17 protein-coding genes are annotated in these 19672 nt (G+C 43.8%); 10 read left to right on the top strand and 7 right to left on the bottom strand.

The window, feature by feature from the left end:
- Positions 1–303, top strand: a 303-nt coding sequence (locus CAG57_RS12740; RefSeq protein ID WP_161439520.1) for an ATP-binding protein, incomplete at its 5' end; no start/stop codon positions are given.
- 29 nt (positions 304–332) lie between these two features.
- Here the strand turns inward: CAG57_RS12740 and CAG57_RS12735 are convergent.
- The 3 genes from CAG57_RS12735 to CAG57_RS12725 all read right to left on the bottom strand — a co-directional run bounded on the left by CAG57_RS12735 (position 333) and on the right by CAG57_RS12725 (position 3719).
- Entirely contained in the window at positions 333–1037 is a 705-nt protein-coding gene (locus tag CAG57_RS12735; RefSeq protein WP_161439531.1) for a hypothetical protein, read from the bottom strand.
- A gap of 201 nt (positions 1038–1238) precedes the next feature.
- Positions 1239–2324: a site-specific integrase gene (locus CAG57_RS16245; protein WP_064484272.1), complete on the bottom strand. Its 1086-nt coding sequence runs from the start codon at positions 2322–2324 to the stop codon at positions 1239–1241.
- A 315-nt stretch (positions 2325–2639) separates the two neighbouring features.
- Positions 2640–3719, bottom strand: a complete 1080-nt coding sequence (locus CAG57_RS12725) for an integrase (protein WP_161427564.1) — start codon at positions 3717–3719, stop codon at positions 2640–2642.
- Between the two features lie 556 nt (positions 3720–4275).
- On the opposite strand from CAG57_RS12725, the gene CAG57_RS12720 reads away from it, so the two are divergent.
- The 3 genes from CAG57_RS12720 (at position 4276) to CAG57_RS12710 (ending at position 7079) form a co-directional block, all read left to right on the top strand.
- Complete coding sequence (locus CAG57_RS12720) at positions 4276–5169, top strand: plasmid replication protein repA (protein ID WP_130243116.1); 894 nt, start codon at positions 4276–4278, stop codon at positions 5167–5169.
- A gap of 720 nt (positions 5170–5889) precedes the next feature.
- A complete protein-coding gene (locus CAG57_RS12715; RefSeq protein WP_237666067.1) occupies positions 5890–6117 on the top strand; it encodes a pyocin activator PrtN family protein in 228 nt (75 codons plus the stop codon).
- On the top strand, positions 6114–7079 hold the full coding sequence (locus CAG57_RS12710; protein ID WP_130243114.1) for a hypothetical protein: 966 nt from the start codon (positions 6114–6116) through the stop codon (positions 7077–7079). The genes CAG57_RS12715 and CAG57_RS12710 overlap by 4 nt, the downstream gene beginning before the upstream one ends.
- 6 nt (positions 7080–7085) lie before the next feature.
- Here the strand turns inward: CAG57_RS12710 and CAG57_RS12705 are convergent, their stop codons facing one another.
- A complete protein-coding gene (locus tag CAG57_RS12705) occupies positions 7086–7574 on the bottom strand; it encodes a hypothetical protein (RefSeq protein ID WP_237666066.1) in 489 nt (162 codons plus the stop codon).
- A 637-nt stretch (positions 7575–8211) separates the two neighbouring features.
- A complete protein-coding gene (locus CAG57_RS12695) occupies positions 8212–8616 on the bottom strand; it encodes a competence protein CoiA family protein (protein WP_443083766.1) in 405 nt (134 codons plus the stop codon).
- Between the two features lie 1170 nt (positions 8617–9786).
- Here CAG57_RS12695 and CAG57_RS12690 point away from each other — a divergent pair.
- The 3 genes from CAG57_RS12690 (at position 9787) to CAG57_RS12680 (ending at position 12149) form a co-directional block, all read left to right on the top strand.
- Positions 9787–10752, top strand: coding sequence for an integrase domain-containing protein (locus CAG57_RS12690; RefSeq protein ID WP_225484607.1), 966 nt, complete (start codon positions 9787–9789; stop codon positions 10750–10752).
- Positions 10753–11412: 660 nt separating this feature from the next.
- Positions 11413–11721 carry a hypothetical protein gene (locus tag CAG57_RS12685; protein WP_039437758.1) on the top strand — a complete coding sequence of 103 codons (309 nt, stop codon included), beginning with the start codon at positions 11413–11415 and terminating at the stop codon, positions 11719–11721.
- Between the two features lie 146 nt (positions 11722–11867).
- A complete protein-coding gene (locus CAG57_RS12680) occupies positions 11868–12149 on the top strand; it encodes a hypothetical protein (RefSeq protein ID WP_161427581.1) in 282 nt (93 codons plus the stop codon).
- Positions 12150–12191: 42 nt separating this feature from the next.
- Here CAG57_RS12680 and CAG57_RS12675 read toward each other — a convergent pair whose 3' ends face one another.
- Both CAG57_RS12675 and CAG57_RS12670 read right to left on the bottom strand, forming a co-directional pair.
- Complete coding sequence (locus CAG57_RS12675) at positions 12192–12905, bottom strand: hypothetical protein (RefSeq protein ID WP_161427582.1); 714 nt, start codon at positions 12903–12905, stop codon at positions 12192–12194.
- A gap of 63 nt (positions 12906–12968) precedes the next feature.
- On the bottom strand, positions 12969–13826 hold the full coding sequence (locus tag CAG57_RS12670) for a hypothetical protein (protein WP_161427583.1): 858 nt from the start codon (positions 13824–13826) through the stop codon (positions 12969–12971).
- Between the two features lie 223 nt (positions 13827–14049).
- On the opposite strand from CAG57_RS12670, the gene CAG57_RS12665 reads away from it, so the two are divergent.
- From CAG57_RS12665 to CAG57_RS12655, 3 genes are all read left to right on the top strand, one after another.
- The gene (locus tag CAG57_RS12665; protein ID WP_161427584.1) at positions 14050–15420 is read left to right on the top strand and encodes a conjugal transfer protein TraH; all 1371 of its coding nucleotides are present in this window, start codon (positions 14050–14052) and stop codon (positions 15418–15420) included.
- A complete protein-coding gene (locus CAG57_RS12660) occupies positions 15417–18875 on the top strand; it encodes a conjugal transfer protein TraG N-terminal domain-containing protein (protein WP_161427585.1) in 3459 nt (1152 codons plus the stop codon). The genes CAG57_RS12665 and CAG57_RS12660 overlap by 4 nt, the downstream gene beginning before the upstream one ends.
- A 361-nt stretch (positions 18876–19236) precedes the next feature.
- A complete protein-coding gene (locus CAG57_RS12655; protein ID WP_161427586.1) occupies positions 19237–19578 on the top strand; it encodes a hypothetical protein in 342 nt (113 codons plus the stop codon).
- Positions 19579–19672 lie beyond the last annotated feature (94 nt).

Genomic DNA, 19672 nt, shown 5'->3' with positions numbered 1-19672 from the left:
CAATACCTCTCTCGCTCTGTGATGGCTCCAAGGTTATTGATCATTGATGAAATCGGTTACCTGCCGTTTGGGCGAGAAGAAGCCAACCTATTTTTTAATGTGATCGCTAAGCGCTATGAGTATGGCAGTATTATTTTGACCAGCAATTTATCGTTTGGCCAATGGCCTAGCGCATTTGCCGATGATGCGACATTAACGGCAGCGATGTTAGATCGACTGCTTCACCACTCGCATGTTTTGCAGTTAAGTGGTGATAGTTATCGATTGAAAGATAAACGACGCTCAGGAGCAATACCTGAGTAAAAGGGTGGATCAATTTTGATTGATCGTTTTTAAGCTAAAAGTGGATCAGTTTTCGGTGATCGTTGACAACCGTCAAATAGTTTACGAATTGTGGTGCTCAAAATACTCCCCGGAGTATTACTCTTTGTAAGAATATTAAAAAACTCTGGTTCAATGACATAAAGTCTTTTATCTTCAACTCCTTGTGTTGTTTCTCCTCTTTCATTAGTAATTCCATCACGAAGCTCATGTGCGACACCTTCTCCTGTAGATAGTCCCCCTGAAAAAGTTCGTGAGTATAATGGAAGGCCTGAATGAGAACTCACACCATCATTTTCTAGCAACTCTATGGCAGTATCAAACAGAGCTTTCGCTTGTTTCTCTGAGATGCCCTTCCCACATCCTGTTGGTAGAGCCTGAATAGAGAACAGACGGATTTCTGTATTAATGGCTGCATAAGGCATGGTGAAGTAACCTCTTGGAATGGATGAAGCTAACCTTGACATAATATTTGAAGCAATGAATTGAACATTAGCTTCTGTTCCATCTGCCAAGTCCTTGGCTATATTCCCCAAAATGCCATTAAGTCCCTCTTGTCTTAGCTTTGGTGGTACGACGACGATTTCATTTTCATTGAATTTGTTTTGATTTTCAGTATCAACCTTAATGCTACTCTTTTTAGGGAGAGAGTCTATTTTGTTTTTTTTGTCCGTTTTTGTTTCTGGCACAAAGATATTTTTAAATATATTTTTCATGTTCATTTCTCGTTATTATTAAGGTCGAGTTTACTTTTTAAGTAAATTAAATATGTTATAAGTTAAAAGGAGCTAATAATATTTATAATATGACAGTGTTTTTAAATGATTACAGCTAATCATTTTTATCATTAATAATGATTAGTAAATTTATTTAATTATAGTCTTATTGAAAAGTAATATTATTTTTGTGTTAAATGATCAATGTGCTGATAATCTAACAGGGTCTATTTTTAATCGCATATAATGATTGTTCAATATGTCTAAATTTCTATGGCCTGTTATTTTTGATACTTCAACGATATCTAAGCCACCCTCAAACAGTCGACAAGCTGCTTCTGCACGAAGGTCGTGAAAGCGCAGGTCTTCGATATTTAATTTAGTTCTAATCTTTCTCCAAGCATCACTTATAGCGTCCGGCTTGTAGGGGAAAATACGGTAATTTGGTTCATGGATACCTTGTTTGGCTATTATTGTCAGTGCTTTTTTTGATAAAGGGATCGTGTCTGTATGTCGAAGCCTTGAGTTTGGATGTTTGCGATCTCGAACCGTAAGCGTCTCTTTTTCCCAATCAACATCACAGACGCGAATTTTTGAGATTTCCCCTCGTCTTAGTGATGTTTCAATAGCAAACTCTACGATATCTAGAAGTGGTAGACCGCTGCCTTCGTTCACTAGAGCGTATTCAAGAGCCGAAGTTATGTTGTTCAGTTCAAATTGTTGTGGCCTACGATTGCGAGCTTCACTTCTGGCAATGATATTGTGTCGTTGTAACGAAGATCGTGCATTAATAAAAATGCTTGTATCACTTCGCATACCATAAAATGTGTTAGCGTCCTTTAATGCCGTGCATAGATTAGCAATATCGTGAGCAATTGTTTGTGGCTTAGGCGACTTGCTTCCTTCTGCTCTTAGCTTACAGTGTTCATATAGGTGCCTTTCTGAGAGATCTTCTAACGGCACTTGTGCTATAGGAAAGCTCAGTAACATTTTTAGATTAGCTTTTTTTGATTTTCCTAAGTTGCTTGCGGTTGGCTCGGTATTAAGCACAGTATGGACTGCGTCTTTAACTCTCGGTTTAGGTGCTTTTTTGGCTTTCTTTAATCCATCTACACCGTACCGATCTGCAAGCTGAGCTGTATTGTCCACCCACACCTTAGCTTTTTCGAATGAGTCAAAGGTTTTGGCGCACGATTTAACAGTTTTACCCAGTAGTGTTATGCGCACCTGCCCTCTGTACCTAGTACCTTTTTGAGTCTCACGCATTTCAATTGATTTTGTCGCCACTCTAATGAATCTCCAGTAGATAAATCATATTTCATTCGCAGTGCTATCTGCGATGAAATGGATGCTAGAGAGATTAGGATTAGCTGGCAAATTGAGGGGGATTGTCATAGACATGCTTTAAACGGTGTTTTTTGAGGGGGTTATAAATACGGCTAAGCCTTTTCTTGTCCGAATCGATTTATGGGGCTTAAAAGGTGCTAAAAAGCATGCTTCTGAGCATCGAAACTGATGCTTGCCTTATCGATGCCCAGAAAATTTTTAGTACAAAAAACAATATGCGTGACGCCTGTCACGTTTGGTTGATGTTTGTACAGCTCAAAGTGTTGTTTTGTGTTGATGAATAGACTGTATGTTTAAGCGAAGATAAACATTATTTAGGATGTTGATGTCTTTATGACCAGTTACCTTGGATACCTCGACGATGCTTAGACCACGCTCAAATAGCTGACAAGCGCCTTCTGCACGTAAGTCATGGTAGCGTAGGTCTTCAATGCCTTCTTCTTTGCAAACACGCTGCCATGCCGCGCCAATGGACTCTTTACGAAAAGGAAATATGAGATCCTCATGACGAGGTTGACGCTCTAAGATCGCTTGGGCTTCTTCAAAAAGAGGAATAATGCAGTTGTTTCCTTTTTTATTGCGAGGGTCTTTTCTATCTCTAATCGTTAACGTAGAAGTTTCAAAGTCTATGTCACTCCACTTGATACGAGTGATCTCGCCAAGCCTCATGCAAGTCAGAATGGATAAATGAAAGATATCAACGAGAGGAATCATCGCGCATCGATGCGATTGCCTTTTTGCTAGGCCGCGCTCCATTTTGGAGAGTTCATCTTTTGTTGGTCTACGTTCTCGGCGTTGGCTACGCCCGATTAGCCCGTATCGAATCAATGCCGGAATAGCTTCGTCGTGTGCTTTTGTGTTTGCGGCATAACCAAACATAGGGCTGGCGACATCAATGACACCCTTTAGGTAAGTGATGTCGTGATAAATAGTTTGCGGTAGTGGCCTTGTGTGTTCTGCTTTACGAATACGGCAGTGGTTGACGAGGTCGTTAGCAGTTAGTAAATCTGCTCGTATGAGTGCAATATCGTATGCTCTTAAACGACTTAGTACAGCGAATTTTGAGCGACCTAGACTAGCAGAAGTTATGGGGTCATTCAGGTACTCTGTTATGAGGTCGCCAATCAGTATTGTCTTCGGGGCAGTCCTTTCATTTGGAATTCCCTCAACATCGAGCTGCTTGACTAGTTGTTCAGCCCAAGATTTAGCATTCTTTTCGGATGGGAATGTTTTGGATTTTTCAAATAAGCGCCTCGAGTTTTTAGTAACTCTTACTCTAGCTTTGAATTTTACTGCTCTCTTTCCAAAAACTTTTTCTATTGAGATTGTTGCCATCTATTGACTCTCCATTAATGAAATAGAGAGGGTGCTGATGCTGCCAGTCCCGACTAAATTTGAAGCAAGTAGTAACGGTATGTATAATCCCGCCTCCCTTGACTCGATCTACCTTTATCGTGTCCCTAAATTTTTCCCTTAGGGGACATTTTGGGGCAAAATTGAGTCATCAAAGAAGAATTACCTAGCTTGGCCATAGTGGGTTTTGTAGCTAAGGTTATGAAAAATAGTGAGATTTTAACTATGCACCCTACAGCCCGCTTTTCGGTGGCTCCTATGCTCGATTGGATGGATTGTTTGTTTAACACTCTGAAATAACTAGATTTTCTCTTTTCGAGGGGCACATTGAGGGGCACGTCACTTTCACATGTGAAAGTGGGACAGACAGCTACGCTAATCAAAAACTTGATGACAGATAAAACAAAACCCGCTCATAACGGAGTTGGCGCTCCTGGCGGGTTTAGTCTTTCATTCGAGGATTAGTGTAGCAAGATGTGGATTTTTAACAAGTCAAATTTGTTGAGATTGCACTACTTCTCCGGGCTGGAGAAGTGTTGTGCAGACGAATAAATATGTAGCATCAGGCAACAGGTGTGGGCATGACCCCAAAAATCCTGCTTGGCACCTATACAACGCTAAGCAGACCAAAAACATGATCCCTCATGTGATCAGGAAACTGCATGAAAAGGCGGTTTGTTATTATGAGTCACCTCAGTTATTGCCTACGCTGGCAAATCTCAATGGTAAAATTAATCAAGACGGACAGCCTCGACTTAATCGTAGTGAAGCGAGGGAGGCAGATGTGTTGGTGTTATGCGCCATCTTGAATATGACAGAGTATGCTACGCTCCGTGTAGGAACACCTCTGCCCAATGGCGACTTTATTCCGCGTTCCTGTGCTGAAATTGCCAAAGTAGCGGGCTTAGTGCGTGAAGATGGCGACCCGTCACAGCGTTTTTGGCGAGCGTTCCGTCGCTTAAAGTTAGCCGGCGCATTCAGTATGCATCGGCAGTACCAAGAAATGCCGGATGGCAGCAAGCGTGCTCGCCCAGCAATCAAGAACCTGAACCTTCATTTCTTGGTTTCTCTCGGTGCGGTAGGTTACGAGCAATTGAAGAAGTTTAGAACCTGGTGTTCCAATAAACTCAAGAAAGCTCGATCAAAGTTCAGAGAAGAGTTCCCAACTCAGAACGACGCTAAACACGCTAGAAACCGCCTTCGTATGAGCCAGCTGACCGCGGGCGTCAATACTCACGCATTCAAGACCAAGCGTTCTAAGTCTGTTGCTGATTGTGATGAGAACAAAGAGCTGCGTCGTATGTACAACCTTGAGCAAATCGCAGCCACAAGCGAACTGATGGCCTCTGGGATGAGTGGCGCCGATGTTCGAGCTGAGCTCAAACGCCGCTTTGGTAGCTTCGAGGCTTGGGCAAAAGCCAAGACGAGCTAAATAACCCCTCCCAACTCCTTTTAGTGCCACACAGCCCGCTGTGGGCTTCCCTGTGTCTGCAATCCGTTTTTGTCCCTAATCCTTTCTCTGGATCTTCTCTTTTTTCCTCGATCTGCTATTTAATTTCACCGTTTTCACTTTGTTCTCGTGTCTAACCTGTGGATAACTTCGGAATAAGAAAAATTAAGTGATTTCAAATAAAATTAGGTAATCCGCTAAAAAACTAAGTGGATACTGTAGATATGCTATTAATAAGAAATAAAATATTAAGTAATAACCCTACTTTGTAGGTTTATCTCCAAGGGATGAACCCTTGAGGGGTTCCCCCTTAGAAGAATGCCTGGCCATTTCCTAGCTAAAGCTAGGGGCCAGTGATACCCCCCTCCGCCCCCCAAGGGGGGAACCCCTCGCCGTCGGGAACTCAGGAGGATGGCGCGGCCTTCGGCCTGAAGCCAACCTCCTGAATGAAGGCTATTACGTTCCAACCCAGTCAAGGGGTGGCCGCTTTAGCTCATAGCGCGCGTTTAGTCCATTTTTCCATACAGAGCAAGGCTGGCGCTTTAAAGCCCGTAGAACGGCCACTGGAACCCTTGACAGGCTTTCCACTTAAACACTTAAAAAACGTCTCTAAGTGCCCGGAAAGGGCAGATCCACGTTATATGTTGCACATTAAAACGCACGATAATAATTGAGTTCAGATTGGAAATGGAGGAGTTTACTTTGAATACACTTTTTTTGTTGATGGCTGAATTTAATACAGCTGTAGTCCCATTGAGCCAGATTTCTCAGAAATACTTTGGCTTGGCTCCACGGACTGCTAGGGATCGAGCGACAGCTAATCGACTACCAATCACCGCTTTTCGTGAGTCTCAAAAGTCAGATTATTTAGTAAGCGTAATCGATTTAGCTAATTATATTGATGAAAAAAGAAAGGAGGCAAATTTATGATTAATATGCTGAGCTTTTGGTTGGCTGGACGATATGTTGAAATTCAGTTGCCAGATATTTTTACAAGCTTAAAATTTAACGCTAAAACTGATTTATTACATTTGTTGCAACGCACACGGCGTGAATTTAAGTTTGATGAAAATAGTAGTTCACTTGTTGCACGTAACCTGTCGAAAGTGGCGTTTGATTACAATGTTGATGAAATAAAAAAGAAAGCTGAGCACTTTGCTGATCAGCTAGAAAAAGTTTTGATTAAAAATGGCCAAGCTTTTGTTTGTGTGAAAGTCGCGGCTGGCAAAACGAATAAAAGTATAAAAGTGACAGTGAAAACTAGATATAAAAGCTCTTGTGACGAAGGAGGAGAATTCTTTGGTTCATCAAGCTTTTATGCTCCAGTTTCAATGTTGATAAATGAAAAATACTTACCAATTTGGTTTGTTAACAAAAAAATCAAAGAAAACTCAGCTAGAACTAAGCGTAAGTATAATGATGTGAGAGTATGTAATGAGGAACCATGCTGGCCTAAAAAATCTGATTTTTTAGCATACTTTTTTGATTCGATTGAGCTTGAATCACTTATGGCTAATGAAAGTAAATATCAAAGATTGATTAAAGAAGCGAATGCAATCGAGGCTAGAAATGTATTAAAACGTCAAGTCAAGCGTCAGGAGGAGCGTGATCAGCAAAAGTTAGTTCGTCAAAAAAGAGAGGAAGAAAGAGTCTTGCTAGAAGAAAAAAATCGAGTTATCGCGATGGAAAAAATGGAACAAATGGAGACGATTCATGATGTTGATATTGAATATAAAAAATGGCATACCGGTAAAAACTTCAAGTCAACAATTGAAAAATTGAATGGTGTAACCCTACGTTATAGTTCAAGCCGTATCTGGGTGTGGATTGGAAACAAATACGAAAAAGGATTTAAAGTAAAGGCTGCTAATGTGAAAATTTTAAATAAGTAATTTCTATCAAATGTTTATTTTGATGTTGTTAAATATTGTAGTAGATCTATAAAGTGGTAATGAATATTTTTGAAATATTTCTCGGTACTGATTTTTATTATCGAGAAGGAAAACAACTCTTACATGTTCCATATCACTTGTCGTTAAAATCGATCGTAGCCAACCAGCAAGCGAAGTATCTAATAGAGCGTCGCAGTTGGTAAACCAAACCCAAGTCGGTTGTTCATTGCTTCTGATAATATTTAAAATTTCTGACACATTTCTATAATTATCGCCTAAGGTAAGAAGGTCAATGTAAACCGTATTTACACCTATTCTATGATTAATTTCATTGTACGTTTCCTGGAGCGTTTCGCCACACTCATTGGTGAACGTATGGAGCCTCATAATGCTCAACAGCCAGCATCCATGTATTAAGCGTTCTGCCGAACCTACAGGCCACATATCAAGATTAGGGGTAGGGGGAAAAGACTGTCGAGTTGCGTTGTATTTCAAGCTATCACCTCTATCAATCATAGCCTGTGTAATAAATAACAAATGGCTTCAAGGTTTCAATGACCTAAATTTTTATAAAATAGCTCATAATTGAGCTACTTGATTTGCTCTCTAGCTCAAGCTTTACCGTTAAAGAGTAAAGTCTGCGGCCTCATAAGTTATTTTCTTTAAGCATACAGCCCTTATTTTGACTGCATTCAGATTTATGCCCAATGGTATGTTTCTTAGTATTCTTTGGTAGCACTGTTTTCGTTGCTCATTTGTGGCTCCTGGCCAATTTCCTGCCTTATAGCCATCAACTATCTTGTACGATGCTGTTTTTCCTTTTCCTTCTTTCGTTAAAAATCCAACACCTTCCCAAGCTCCTAATAGGGCTGCTGCTTGCGCTTGGCTTTTAGGGGTTCCTATCCCATTCATTAATCGCGATTTTTCTATTGACGATGTTGTAGCCCAGCATTGAAGTGTAGCAAATAGTAAGCGGTGAATGAGTGTATAAGAGAGCATTGTTTGATTCGGCATTCTTTGTCTATCCGCAGGGAGCATTGGGTAATTAAATTCGCTAAAATTTTCAATCGATAGCGACCACCAAAAGGAGGTGAAAAATTTAGGTTCAGAGCTTCCATATCTCACAGCTTTTTCACTTGGCTGAATGTTCGACCAGCTTTTCGTAATCAATGGTGTGGCACTCACCCAGTTTTTCGTAGCACCATTGGCGATTTTTTGGGGTATTTGCCTGCTTCCCAAGCCACCAAGTAACGTCAATTCCTGCTTTTCTGTAATCATTCGTTCTCTCCTCTAACTCATTGGGTGTGATCGCACTTAACTGAACTTCATGGGCAACAACCCATCCATTAGGGAAGATAAAAGCAACATCAATGATTCGCTTTATGGATTCAACAGGACATTCGAGCTCTACACGTGCATTGCTATACTCATCAAGATCTTTGGCTAAGTCCCTTGAAAGCAGCTCTTTAAAGAATAAGTGTTCGGGACTTTCTGGATGATGTTTGTATTCTCCTTTGCACTCATTTGATAGGTGCATGAAGTGTATTTTGGGTACGCTTATTCTAGAGTTTCCTCTGATCACCAATTCCTCTTTACAGTATCGACATACTATTTGACCTCGTTTAAATATTGCTCTCGGGTCTTCGTAGTTAAGGATGTTGACACGTTTGTCATTAACCGTGTCATGTCCAATAAACGGCATATGTATTTTCCTTCGCAGCGTAGCTTCATGTTTCCTTAATCAAAATACTATCTCAAGATAGTATTTTGATTAAGGAAACAGGTATGTTTGTATGTGTATGTTTGAGAGCCCTCGAAAAGTTGCTTTTGGATTAACAGTTGTGACGATAGGACTGAAAATTACGTCGAAAAGCAACCTAAAAAGCCTCTTTTGATAGCAGTTGACACACAGACTAACGAAACTATCATAAAAGATGTAATACCGCTCAAAGTCGGTCGGTGGTAGCTAGTCATCGTTACCAAGAAATAGCATAAACCACTTCAAAATACTTACAGCCGAATGGCTCTACATAGTTAACCCATCTGGGGGATGTGACCCCGATAGGGCACTCCTCCGCCTGAAATCTAACAGAACGGAGGAAACATCATGTTTCTATTCTTATTATTTGCAGCGTTGTGCTGCTGCATTGCTGTATGCGTTTTGCGCAGCACAATGCTTCTTACCTGCGATCAACCAAAGGTCTCAGCTTCTAGGCTCCTTCCTGAGCCAGTCAAAAGTGCTCGATCTCCTCCTGAGCAACAACTTGTAACTGATGTTGCTATTGCTGTGGAGCTGATGCTTCGCCCCCGTCTCTGTCTACCGTCAGGGAACAGAGACGGGGGGCTAGCCACCCGACGAAAGCCTTGCGCCTCAATGGCTCTAGGCTTTCGACCCGCGCGGGAAAACGCGCGAAAAATCCCGGCTTCGCCGGGTCCTTTCCAGTATTGGGAAGGAATCAGAGACGATGACATCAGCCGGATCTGCCGTCAGTTTGCCATTCCAGGCAGGCCAGACGGTTGAGAGCAGAGCCCCTGCCATAGCAATGTTTGGTCGTAACAAAGACGTGGGCATCGTCTTATCTGCCCTATGTAGCGGCGAGAACCGCTTAGCCAGCAGCACGCAGAGCTGCCATCAAAAACTGCATATCACTTAACACCAGTTAGGGGCATGGCTAATGAGGACAGAACAACTAAGAGGGAAGCATCAGTGCGATGTGAACGAGCAAACCCGGATGCCAGAAATTTTGGCCTTAAAAGCCGCGACATGGGCTATGCCGGGTTAAATGCGCTTAAAGAAGAATATAAGTCCTTTGAGTCTATCAGCACGATCCATGATCGTTGGAATGTATTTTGTTCCTGGGCCAAAGCAGAGCAGGGAATTAAAGATCTTAGAAAAGTCGAAATCTCGCATTTGATGCAATATGCCGATCATCTTAGAGATCGATTTGAGTCTGGAGATATTAAAGCCTCTACAGCACAAAATTATTTAAGTGCTGTGAATAGAGTTATGGAAATTGCGCGTGGAGATAATAAGGTTCGTGTAGATCCAGTAAAGCAGGGTGATTTACCTAAACGAAGTGGTATTAGTCAAGGCGACAAAAGCATCTCCAAAGAGCGTCACGATAAAGCAACTTACAATGCAACTGAGCGAACTGGGGCACTACTGAATTTACAACGAGAACTGGGGCTCAGGTTTGAAGAGTCTGCAAAATTGAATGCAGATAAAGCTCTGGCTCAAGCTCAGAGTAAAGGATGTGTAGAAATAAGAGACGGAACGAAAGGAGGTCGTCCTCGTGTTGTACCTATTTTTGAGCAATCACAAATAAAAGCGCTAGAGAATGCCAGAGACATTCAAAATGGTCGCAGCATGATCCCAGCCGAACAGAGTTATAAAGAGTTTCGCCAGGATGCTTACAAAGAAGCGGCAAGACTAGGTGTTAAATTCCACGGTGAGCGTCATGCGTATGCTCAAAATAGGTATGAGAAATTATCTGGTGTGAAATGTCCTGTCAAAGCGGGAATAAAACATGGCAATGCACATCATAAATATATCGCCAGAGAAAAGGGAATTAGCGTTGAAACAGCCAAGTCTCTTGATCGCGAGGTCAGGATGCAAATAGCAAGAGAACTGGGTCACGGTCGTACCGACGTGACAAATTCGTATTTGGGGTGATCGGGTATGGAAAAATGGATTAAAGAACGGTCGCATTCATACCTACGCCACGGTGGCAAGCAGACAAGGAGAGCTCAGATCCGGCTGCTGGTAAATGCGTGTAATGACATTGCGGCTAATGAACCCGGGGTGAGTACGCCACCTCAAATCGGTCGGGCACACATCCACCGATACTATGCCAGAAAGTCAGATCTGACTCAGAAAACACTGGCGACTCATTTTTATGCTTTTCGTGTGCTCTGGCAGGTGCTGCTAAAGCGCCCCGGAGATCCACCGAGACCTCCTTGTCGGTCATAGGTACTCCAGAGGTTAATTATCCCTATGTTATATGTAGGGTAAAGTTGCTGATTTCAATGACGGACTGGATTCACTTTCACATGTGAAAGTCGCTGTTCTGACTGAGCTGAGACGTAATTGGTGTTCAAATTGGGTTAATCGCTTTTTTGGGGGGAGGGATGCTGAACAGTTTGTCGCCCCAAAAGGGCAACTGGAGCTATTTGTCTAAGTAGGACAAGCTGTTATCTTGGAAGTTCATTCAGCTCTTGTAGTTGATGAGTGCGATAGCTGGTCGCCAAAAACAAACAGCAAGTTAACTTTTTGAACCCACTCGGGAGCTAATCCCTTGTGGGGATAGCTCCCTCAAAAATATGAGGTGAAGCTATGTCTGCAACCACTTTCTTCTTAATTATGATCGTTACCGTCGCACTGTTCTCGGTTTCAGCATCTCTGCTCGCTCGCGGAATGCTGTATATGCTCAAAGCTGCGTTTGGTCTTTTTAAGAAGCGGCCTGTAAAGGCCGTTATGCCTACCCAAGTGAGTGACAACTCTGTTGTTGGTGAGTGGCTCAGCCGCGAGCCTAAAGCTCACAAAACGCCTTGCGCTTTCATCGAGTCTGCGCCGATTGACGGCCAGATCGTTCGTGGATCACGCCACTTATCAGGGGTTAAACGCTGCCTAGAGGTTTCCTAATAAGTCTGTTCTATGTGAATGTTGAGGAAGTTGCGATGCAACGACTGATTTTAGTCTATTAGTCGATAAATTAATTAAATCAAATGCAACCCTGCCGGGAAAAATCCCGGTGGGGTTTCCCGGCCTAACCGTATTAGGAGACTGTTATGTCGGTACAAACTCAATGTGTTATGCGCAAGTATGATGTTGTTGGCACTATGTTTTACGCTTTCAACAATCACAAACATCAGGAACTGTTTTCAGAGACGATTTCAGCGACATCTCACGATGAAGCTGAAGATCATTACCGAGAGCTGGTTGCTGAACAATGTGAAATGCGATCGCTGGAACTGGATCGAATCGAACTGAAATTTGTTATCGACTTGGATGCTGCTGAAAGCGGTGAATCCTGGGAGAAAGTTTTCGGTGTCGATGAAGCTGCTCATTGATCGTGAAAAAAGCCGGGAAACCCGGCTTTTTTCGTTTCTGATTTAGCGTTCGTAGATGGTGACAAGTGTTCTAATGCCCTGATCATTTAGTACAAGGAAGTAGAGCTCACTGCTCGGATGGCCCCATTCCTCAATATTGTCAGCGGTGCCGTACTTTTGGGCTTTGCGACGACGCTCTCGTTCCGCAAGAGGGTAAATGCGAAGCTCCGGGTTCTGGATGCGTTTGACCAGTGACAGCCACGGGGCTTTGGGCTTGCCTGAGGTTATCCGCTCGCTGTATCGTGATACAGCGTGAGCTGTTACCAAGACCGTGCCCATTGCAGGTGTTTCGATAGCATCAAAGGTGCCTGCATATCGCTTTCGTTCAGCCAGCAGTAGTTCTGTAGCCTCTTCCTCAATGTTGGCCATGTACTCTGTTTTAGTGGAGACCTCGATCTGCACTCCTGCCAAACGAGATTGTAGGAAGGCCGAAAACTTTTGGGCGCACTTTTTGTCAGATCTTCCCCGTGCCAGTTTCTTGATGGCACCTTTTGATACAACAAGTTTGTAGCCTATTCCTGTTCCTGGGACTCGGCCAAAAACTTGTTTTTCGAGCAGCAGGTAGCGAATGGCGCATAACTCGCAGAGTAGGGCGCTATCGTTGCTTTCAAAATCGAGGGTGACATTGAGTATGCCTTTTCGTTGGGTACCCACACGCCAAAATACTCGGCTCTGAATGCTACTAAGTTGTTCTGATACGGTCGTTAATGTCATCATAATTTTGTTTCCATTGAGGAACTGGTATGCAGCGTTGCCAGTTCCGCCCTTATATGGTTTCAGTTAGCGTTGAGGAGTTACGAACATAAGCTGTTGACCATGTTCATAAAGCACCGGATAAGGTAGTGTTTGCCCATCCTTAAAGACGGTATTAGGAGGAAAGTACATAGCTGACCATGCAGGGAGGTTGGCACTTAACTGCCGATAGAATTCATCGACCGGAAAGGAAACCTTTTCAGTTGTCTGCTGGAAAATAATTCGGCTGTATTGACTAGGGTGATTAGAATCTAGAATAAAACTTGCACCTGGCCCAGAAGTGATAAATTCAGGTGTTTGCCAATCATTTATCCGAGCAACGTGAGTTGCAATTACGCAATGCTCAGGTTTGCAGCCGAACTGAGGCGCATCCACTGTCCATATATTGATATCCCAGCCATTCAGTTTTGGCATCGTAATACCTTTATCGGCCAGTTTTTCAACGATTATTCCCATATTCTGGGCTGTATTTATTAGGCTTGCATCCACAAGTTCCTCGAATTTGATACGTGCATTATCTTTATTACTAGCTTCTGTTTTGGGCATCCAGGCCATTAACGATGGGCGAGCGGACGGGTTATCAGGTGTCGCCATGATATTTCCTGCATTGAATGCTAGAGTCTGAGCGCCAGTCATCCCAGACAATGGCGCATCGAGTGAAGTTAGTAGGGCTGTTGCATTTAGTGCGCGAAGCAAAAGTGATTTTTTGTAGGAGTTAGTACCATCTGAGGAGTCTTGTAAATCTTGATCGTAAATCCCGCCAGCTCTAGCAATGTTTAGTGCTCTACTCTGTTGTGTATCGTATTGCTTTGGTGATACAGCGCAGCCGTTTAAAAAAAGGCTGCAAATGATAGTTGATAATAACAGTGTCAATTTTTGGTTCATTCGTCATTCTCCATTTGGTGAGATTTGTTTCATATATAACATCTCATGGAAAACCATAAACGCAAGTCTAAGAAAGTGGCTTTTTCAAATGTTTTTAACCTGTCACGAAAGAACAATTTAAAGTTAATCCCGATTACTCCCAAAGTGGGCAATTAGAGCGCTAAGGAATAGAGCTAATGGTTGAGAAAATAGAAACTCAAAGTCGGATGGAGAGTTTCTATATATGCGGAAAACAATTTTGGCGGCGATCATCGCTGCATCGACAGTAACCGCCCCGGTTTCCGCCGGGGGACTACAGTATGAAATGGATTGCTTATTCAATGAAATGAGCAATACCACTTTGCCTGGTGTTCATGAGTCACAGCGTCGCGGAGTCTTCACTGGGGGGCGCTATACCGTTAAGTCACGCATCTATGAGCAGAACCTTGTTTCCTTTACTCCACCATCCTGGAAGGCGGGATGTGGTGGGGTTGATATGTTTGGCGGTTCGTTCTCATTTATTAACGCTGAGCAGCTAGTCATGATGATGCGAGCAGTTGCGGCCAACGCAAAGGGATATGCATTTCAACTGGCTCTAGATAATGTGTTTCCAGATGGTGCCAAATGGATGGAGAACTTCCAGAAAAAGGTTCAAGCATTAAATCAGCACTTAGCTAACAGTTGTCAATTGGCGCAGGGGATTGTTAACGACGCGACCTCTGCATTTGATATTCAGCATAAGACCAAAGCGTCAATTACGGCAACGGGGGCAGGTCTTTATGACGATATGTTTGGTTCGGTACAAGAACAAGATGGTGAAACACCGTTGCGAAAACTGAAGAATAACGATCCATCTAAATATCAAGAAATGATCGGTAACATTGTTTGGAAGCAGTTGAAAGTTAACTCTGTAAGCACTTGGTTTCAATATGGTGACACTGCCCTGCTTGAGGCGATGCTTTCACTGACTGGTTCGGTGATCGTTGGCGATTTGATAGCAGATGCCAGTGGAGGTGATACTAACCCTGTCTCACGCCTCCCGGGAGGCTTAGTCTCACTTTCAGATCTTGTAGGCGGAGGTCAAGTCAAAATCTATGACTGTGACGATGATTGCTTGGCTCCAGCGAGACAAACTGTCACTTTGACTAGCGTTCGTCAAAAAATTTATGAAGCGCTCACTGGAACAGATTCTCGACCAGGAATCATTTTCAAGTATAGAAGTAATATTGGTCCGATCACTTCCGATGAGCAAGCATTGCTCACAAACCTTCCAGCCTCGGTAGGCACAATTATTCGTAACTTGGCTGCTCTTTCTGACAGTGTCGCTAGTTCATTTGCAGATGAAAGTGCAACTGTTATTGCCAATGCGATGGTGTACGACCTAGCGACACAGATGATTTCGGCGGCAGAATTAGCGGTATCTAATGCCGACTCACCGCATAAAAATGAGGTAATGGATCAGTTAGAGCGAGCGCGTAGAAACATCGAGAACGAACATCGGCAGATGGTCGAGCAGTACGGTTCAGTTAGTGAGATTGTGACTCGCTACAACCAAATCATAAAAAATGTTCAGGCGCAACGTCTCAGCCTCACCAGCTCTAGGGGAGGTGCATGATGCCTGAGTTTACGATTTATAGCATCGGTGATTCGGAACTACTAGAGCAGGTACTGATTGCCGTTGCGATGATCACTGGTACGAATGACTTCACTAAAATGGCTTCCATCGGTCTTCTGGTGTCCGTAGTTATTGTGTGCGTTAAGGGGGTAGTACAGGGAGGGCGTGGTATTGAGATCCAGCAGGTGCTTATAGGCTGGATTGTATATGCAATGTTTTTTGGGGCATCAGCACTGGTCAAAATCGAGGATGCCTACAGTGGTGAGGTCCGTGTGGTTGCCAACGTCCCCATGGGACCTGCGGCGATTGGGGGAATGATTTCGAATATAGGCTATGTTCTGACTGACAAGTTCGAGACCGGGTTTGCGACTATTACACCTCAAATAATACGGAAAGGGTTTCTGTCCTCACTGGAGTTGATCACCGCACAACGTCAGCTTGCAGGTAATGCAGCACTTTGGGCTAGTTGGGATAGGGCTGTCGGAGGTGGCTCAGTGGACATGCAGCGTAGCTGGCGAAACTACATTGCTGACTGCACTGCGATCCGTTACCAGTTGGCTAATGTTTCCGAATCGAATTTGAAAAGTCTGACCTGGCGTGAGGCATTGCGCTTTTCGTCAACGGTCTATGGTACTGAGATTTTTGTGTCACCTAGTGGGTCGACAACTCCAAATTGTACTGACGCCTGGACTGATCTAATGGCTGCCACGGACACGGCATTCGACTCTGGAACTTCTCATGAATCGATCAATTACCTACTGGGTCTGACCGTTGCTGGTACAAGTGGCGTTAATCCTGTGGCGGAAACAAACAATGCGCTTAATGACCTGTCGGCAACAGGAATTATTAGCTCTGACATGCTCAAGGCAGCGATCCTAACTCCGGTGTTAAACGAGGGCATGGGACAATATTACGAGTCCATACAGCAAGGCACTGCCTCACTGATGATTGAGCAGGCGGTGCAGCAGCGAAATACTCAGTGGACTGCGGAGCAATCGGTATTTGCTACTGTTGTCAGGCCGATGCTGACATTTATCGAAGCTCTGGTATACGCCATTGTGCCGCTCATGGGGCTGCTTATCGTGCTGGGAATGATGGGGATTCAGCTGGTCTTTAAATATTTTATGACGTTGATCTGGATTCAGCTATGGATGCCCGTTTTGGCTGTGGTGAATCTCTTTATTTATAACCGCAGCACTGCCTCCTTAGAGGACTACATCACTTCTGGCGGCGATCCAACGAGTTTCGAGGGGATTCTTCACGTAACGGATATGATGAGCAATGATCTTGCTGTAGGTGGAATGATGGCTTCTGCCATACCAGTACTGACTTTGTTCATTGTTTCTGGGTCAATTTACTCACTGAACTCACTGGCTGGCCGCATGAGTGGTGGTGATCATATCAATGAGAAGATCTCTTCTCCAGACTTACTACAACCTGCGCCGTTAGCTAAACAAATGCCAGCCCACACTTTCAATGCCCTTCAGGGCGGCTTACAGGGTGGTGCCAATGGCCTAATTGATAAAGTGAATTTCTCTAAAATGTCTTCTGAAATGGTAAGCAGTGGGAATGCAAGAGCGGCGGTTGCCCAAGACGCTTTTCAGAATCAGCTCTCGAACTCATTCTTCTCTGGGAATAGTGCTGACAAGTCCTATCAACGGCTCCAGAGCTTTGGGCAGATGCTGAGATCATCGGATAGCAGTCAGGCTAAAGCGATAGTGAATGCTGGTCAACAGTACGCTAAAGAGCATGGCCTTGACGGCTCTCAGACCAACGCAGTTATTGGTGCGATTGGTGCAAGAATGAGTGCTGGCGTGGACGCCGGAAAGCTGGTTTCTACTTTAATGGGGCCCGCAGGTTCAATTGCTAGAAAAGTTGCTAAAGCGACAGGTGCTGAAAATCCTGTAGATATGAAAGGAGATCTCAGTGCAAATGCGGAAACCCGCTCAACCGCCGCAAGAACCCAAATGACCAAGGATCTAGATCGAATAGCTAAGGATATTGGGTTCTCTAAAGATGATACAGCAGCGTTGACCAATGATGTTGCTAGTCAAATTAGCGATGACAAAACACAACGGTTTACAGAGTCTGTTGGTGAGGAGCAGCGTCGTGGACTGACTCATACTGCCTCCCAGATGCTGACTGCTCAGGATACCTATCAGCGGTTAGCAAGTGCTCAAAAAGTTCTGGGTAGTGTGACATCCGCAGACATGCAGGCTATTGCTGGATCGGTTTTGGGTGATCAGGCGTCAATGGCGAATTTGAGCCAATACATGCGGCAGGCTCCTAGTGAGTTACGCCAGGCAGCAACTAATCGAGCACGACATTATAAAGGTCTTGGTATGGACGGAGACCGGGCTTCAGTGGGTGGAGCTCTGTATGCGATGCTGAATTCAGAAGATCTGCAACATAGAACTCAGGCAGCAGAAATTGTTGCAGGAACAATTGGTGCTAAAAATCCGATTGCAAATGCCGGTGAGTCGCAAAGGAACAGACATTTAGATAGCGGGGCTCCCCAAATAGATAGCACACTTATCACTCAAGGGGAGAAAAAATTGAGCGCCCCTAAATTGATGACAACTGAGCAGAAAGGCAAGCCTAAAACGGATCTTCCCGGAGGAGATGGCGATGTTTATGCCGCTCACGGTGAGAGCCTAGATAGCGTAAACGCGCAACACAGTCAAAATCGGAGCGATTTTACAAGGCAACGTTTAGGGGATCTACGCAACCGAATTATGGCTAATGATGTTGCTCCCTCAACCTCATCTCAGGTTTTCGCTACAGCCGAAGGTGCAGGCCGATTTATCGAGAAATTATTTGGAGGATCAGGAGCTGCTGTAGATGGCTTCTCTGGCCATTTTGGTAGCTCAATGGGTCGTCTTGCCAGTATGACCTCTGAGCAGCGTGATCAATTCATTGAAGATGCTAAGCGTGGTGATGAATACGTTGAGCAGGAGTGGGGGATTGCAGGTAAGGCATTAACCGGAATGGCTTCTCTTGGTCGCGGTATTATGGGGGCGGGTGTATCAGGATACAACGCAGCTAAAGAGTGGCTGACTGGTGAATCGGATCTCTCCGAAGCAGCGAAAGGAATGAGTCTCCAGGAGAGAGGGATGTTTTTTGCGTCAGCATTGGCTGCTGCTAGTGAACACAGTGTTGAAGCTGCGGAACAGTTTGTTGAGCAATATGGTGATGAGTTTAGGAGTATGGCTACGGTTGCCGGGGCCGAAGCCGGGCTCAATCAAACAGGTGCTCAGTTGTTCGCAGCTGCATTGACAGGGGATGAACAGCAAGTCGCCAACTTGAGGGAGCAGATGCGAACTGAGGTTGGCGACACTGAACTTGCTGACCGTATGAGCGACATCATCCAGACTTCCGCAGACGCGGGTAAAGATCAAGCTGCTGGGTATCTTAATCCAGTGGCGCGATATATGAGTGTAAGCAGAGGTCAGTAGGTTCGTTCAACCGAGCTAATGTGCGGATCGTATGGGTGCTCATTCGGTCCGTAACAGTAGCTTGATGAGTAGGATTGAGTGTCTCTATGCTTGTTCGTTGTGTCTCTATCTTCAACATTATTGATATTCAGTGTTGAAGATGGGGAGCGGCCATTGAGCCATTGGACATAGAAGCACACGGCAATGATTAAAACAATCAGACCAAAAATTCCGGCTACTTTGACACAAAAGAACAAAGCAGCCATGAAGGCTGAAAACTTAATTGTTTCTCTGAACATTACTGATCCCCTATCAAATTATATGTCCCCAATTGACATTTAACATGGAATTTATTTTTGTCAATGCGAGTGGAGGAATTTAGATGATGAATAAAAATAGAGATTTAAGTTATTTACTTGAAGAGCTTAAAATACAAATGATTAGGGGGAGAGGCCCTTGGCTTGTAGGAAGAGTATCGCTTGAATATGAGGGAAAAGTGATTGTGGCAAGCGGGAAAACACTCGAGGTTATGTTGGAAAAAACAGATTCTATGTGGTCGATGATACACGTTCGGGCGACTATCATCTCTGCACAAAGACGGAGTCCTTTTCTATTGTATTCAAAGGAGTATGAGAAATTATTTCTCATAATAGTGAAAGAGAATGAAGAATGCTTAGCTTTAAGAGACAAAATAAGGTCAGACTATAAAATTAAAAGACCATAAAATGATTTCATGAAAAAATATCATGTGTGTTTTTTGATCTCCCACTTGACCCCCAAGTGGGAAGGTGTAAATTTATATTTAGGTTATTTATGAA

Origin of the sequence: Vibrio sp. V30_P3S12P165 (assembly GCF_009904905.1) — a bacterium.
Lineage (GTDB): Bacteria > Pseudomonadota > Gammaproteobacteria > Enterobacterales > Vibrionaceae > Vibrio > Vibrio fujianensis.
Note: the sequence above shows the minus strand (reverse complement) of the source record. Positions and strands in the feature narration are given on the sequence as shown.

Excerpts from the sequence above, each read along its gene's own strand:
- CAG57_RS12735 (WP_161439531.1), bottom strand. The coding sequence starts at position 1,037 with ATGAAAAATATATTTAAAAATATCTTTGTGCCAGAAACAAAAACGGAC.
- CAG57_RS12725 (WP_161427564.1), bottom strand. The coding sequence starts at position 3,719 with ATGGCAACAATCTCAATAGAAAAAGTTTTTGGAAAGAGAGCAGTAAAA.
- CAG57_RS12710 (WP_130243114.1), top strand. The coding sequence starts at position 6,114 with ATGATTAATATGCTGAGCTTTTGGTTGGCTGGACGATATGTTGAAATT.
- CAG57_RS12695 (WP_443083766.1), bottom strand. The coding sequence starts at position 8,616 with ATGCACCTATCAAATGAGTGCAAAGGAGAATACAAACATCATCCAGAA.
- CAG57_RS12685 (WP_039437758.1), top strand. The coding sequence starts at position 11,413 with ATGTCTGCAACCACTTTCTTCTTAATTATGATCGTTACCGTCGCACTG.
- CAG57_RS12680 (WP_161427581.1), top strand. The coding sequence starts at position 11,868 with ATGTCGGTACAAACTCAATGTGTTATGCGCAAGTATGATGTTGTTGGC.
- CAG57_RS12675 (WP_161427582.1), bottom strand. The coding sequence starts at position 12,905 with ATGATGACATTAACGACCGTATCAGAACAACTTAGTAGCATTCAGAGC.
- CAG57_RS12670 (WP_161427583.1), bottom strand. The coding sequence starts at position 13,826 with ATGAACCAAAAATTGACACTGTTATTATCAACTATCATTTGCAGCCTT.
- CAG57_RS12665 (WP_161427584.1), top strand. The coding sequence starts at position 14,050 with ATGCGGAAAACAATTTTGGCGGCGATCATCGCTGCATCGACAGTAACC.
- CAG57_RS12660 (WP_161427585.1), top strand. The coding sequence starts at position 15,417 with ATGATGCCTGAGTTTACGATTTATAGCATCGGTGATTCGGAACTACTA.
- CAG57_RS12655 (WP_161427586.1), top strand. The coding sequence starts at position 19,237 with ATGATGAATAAAAATAGAGATTTAAGTTATTTACTTGAAGAGCTTAAA.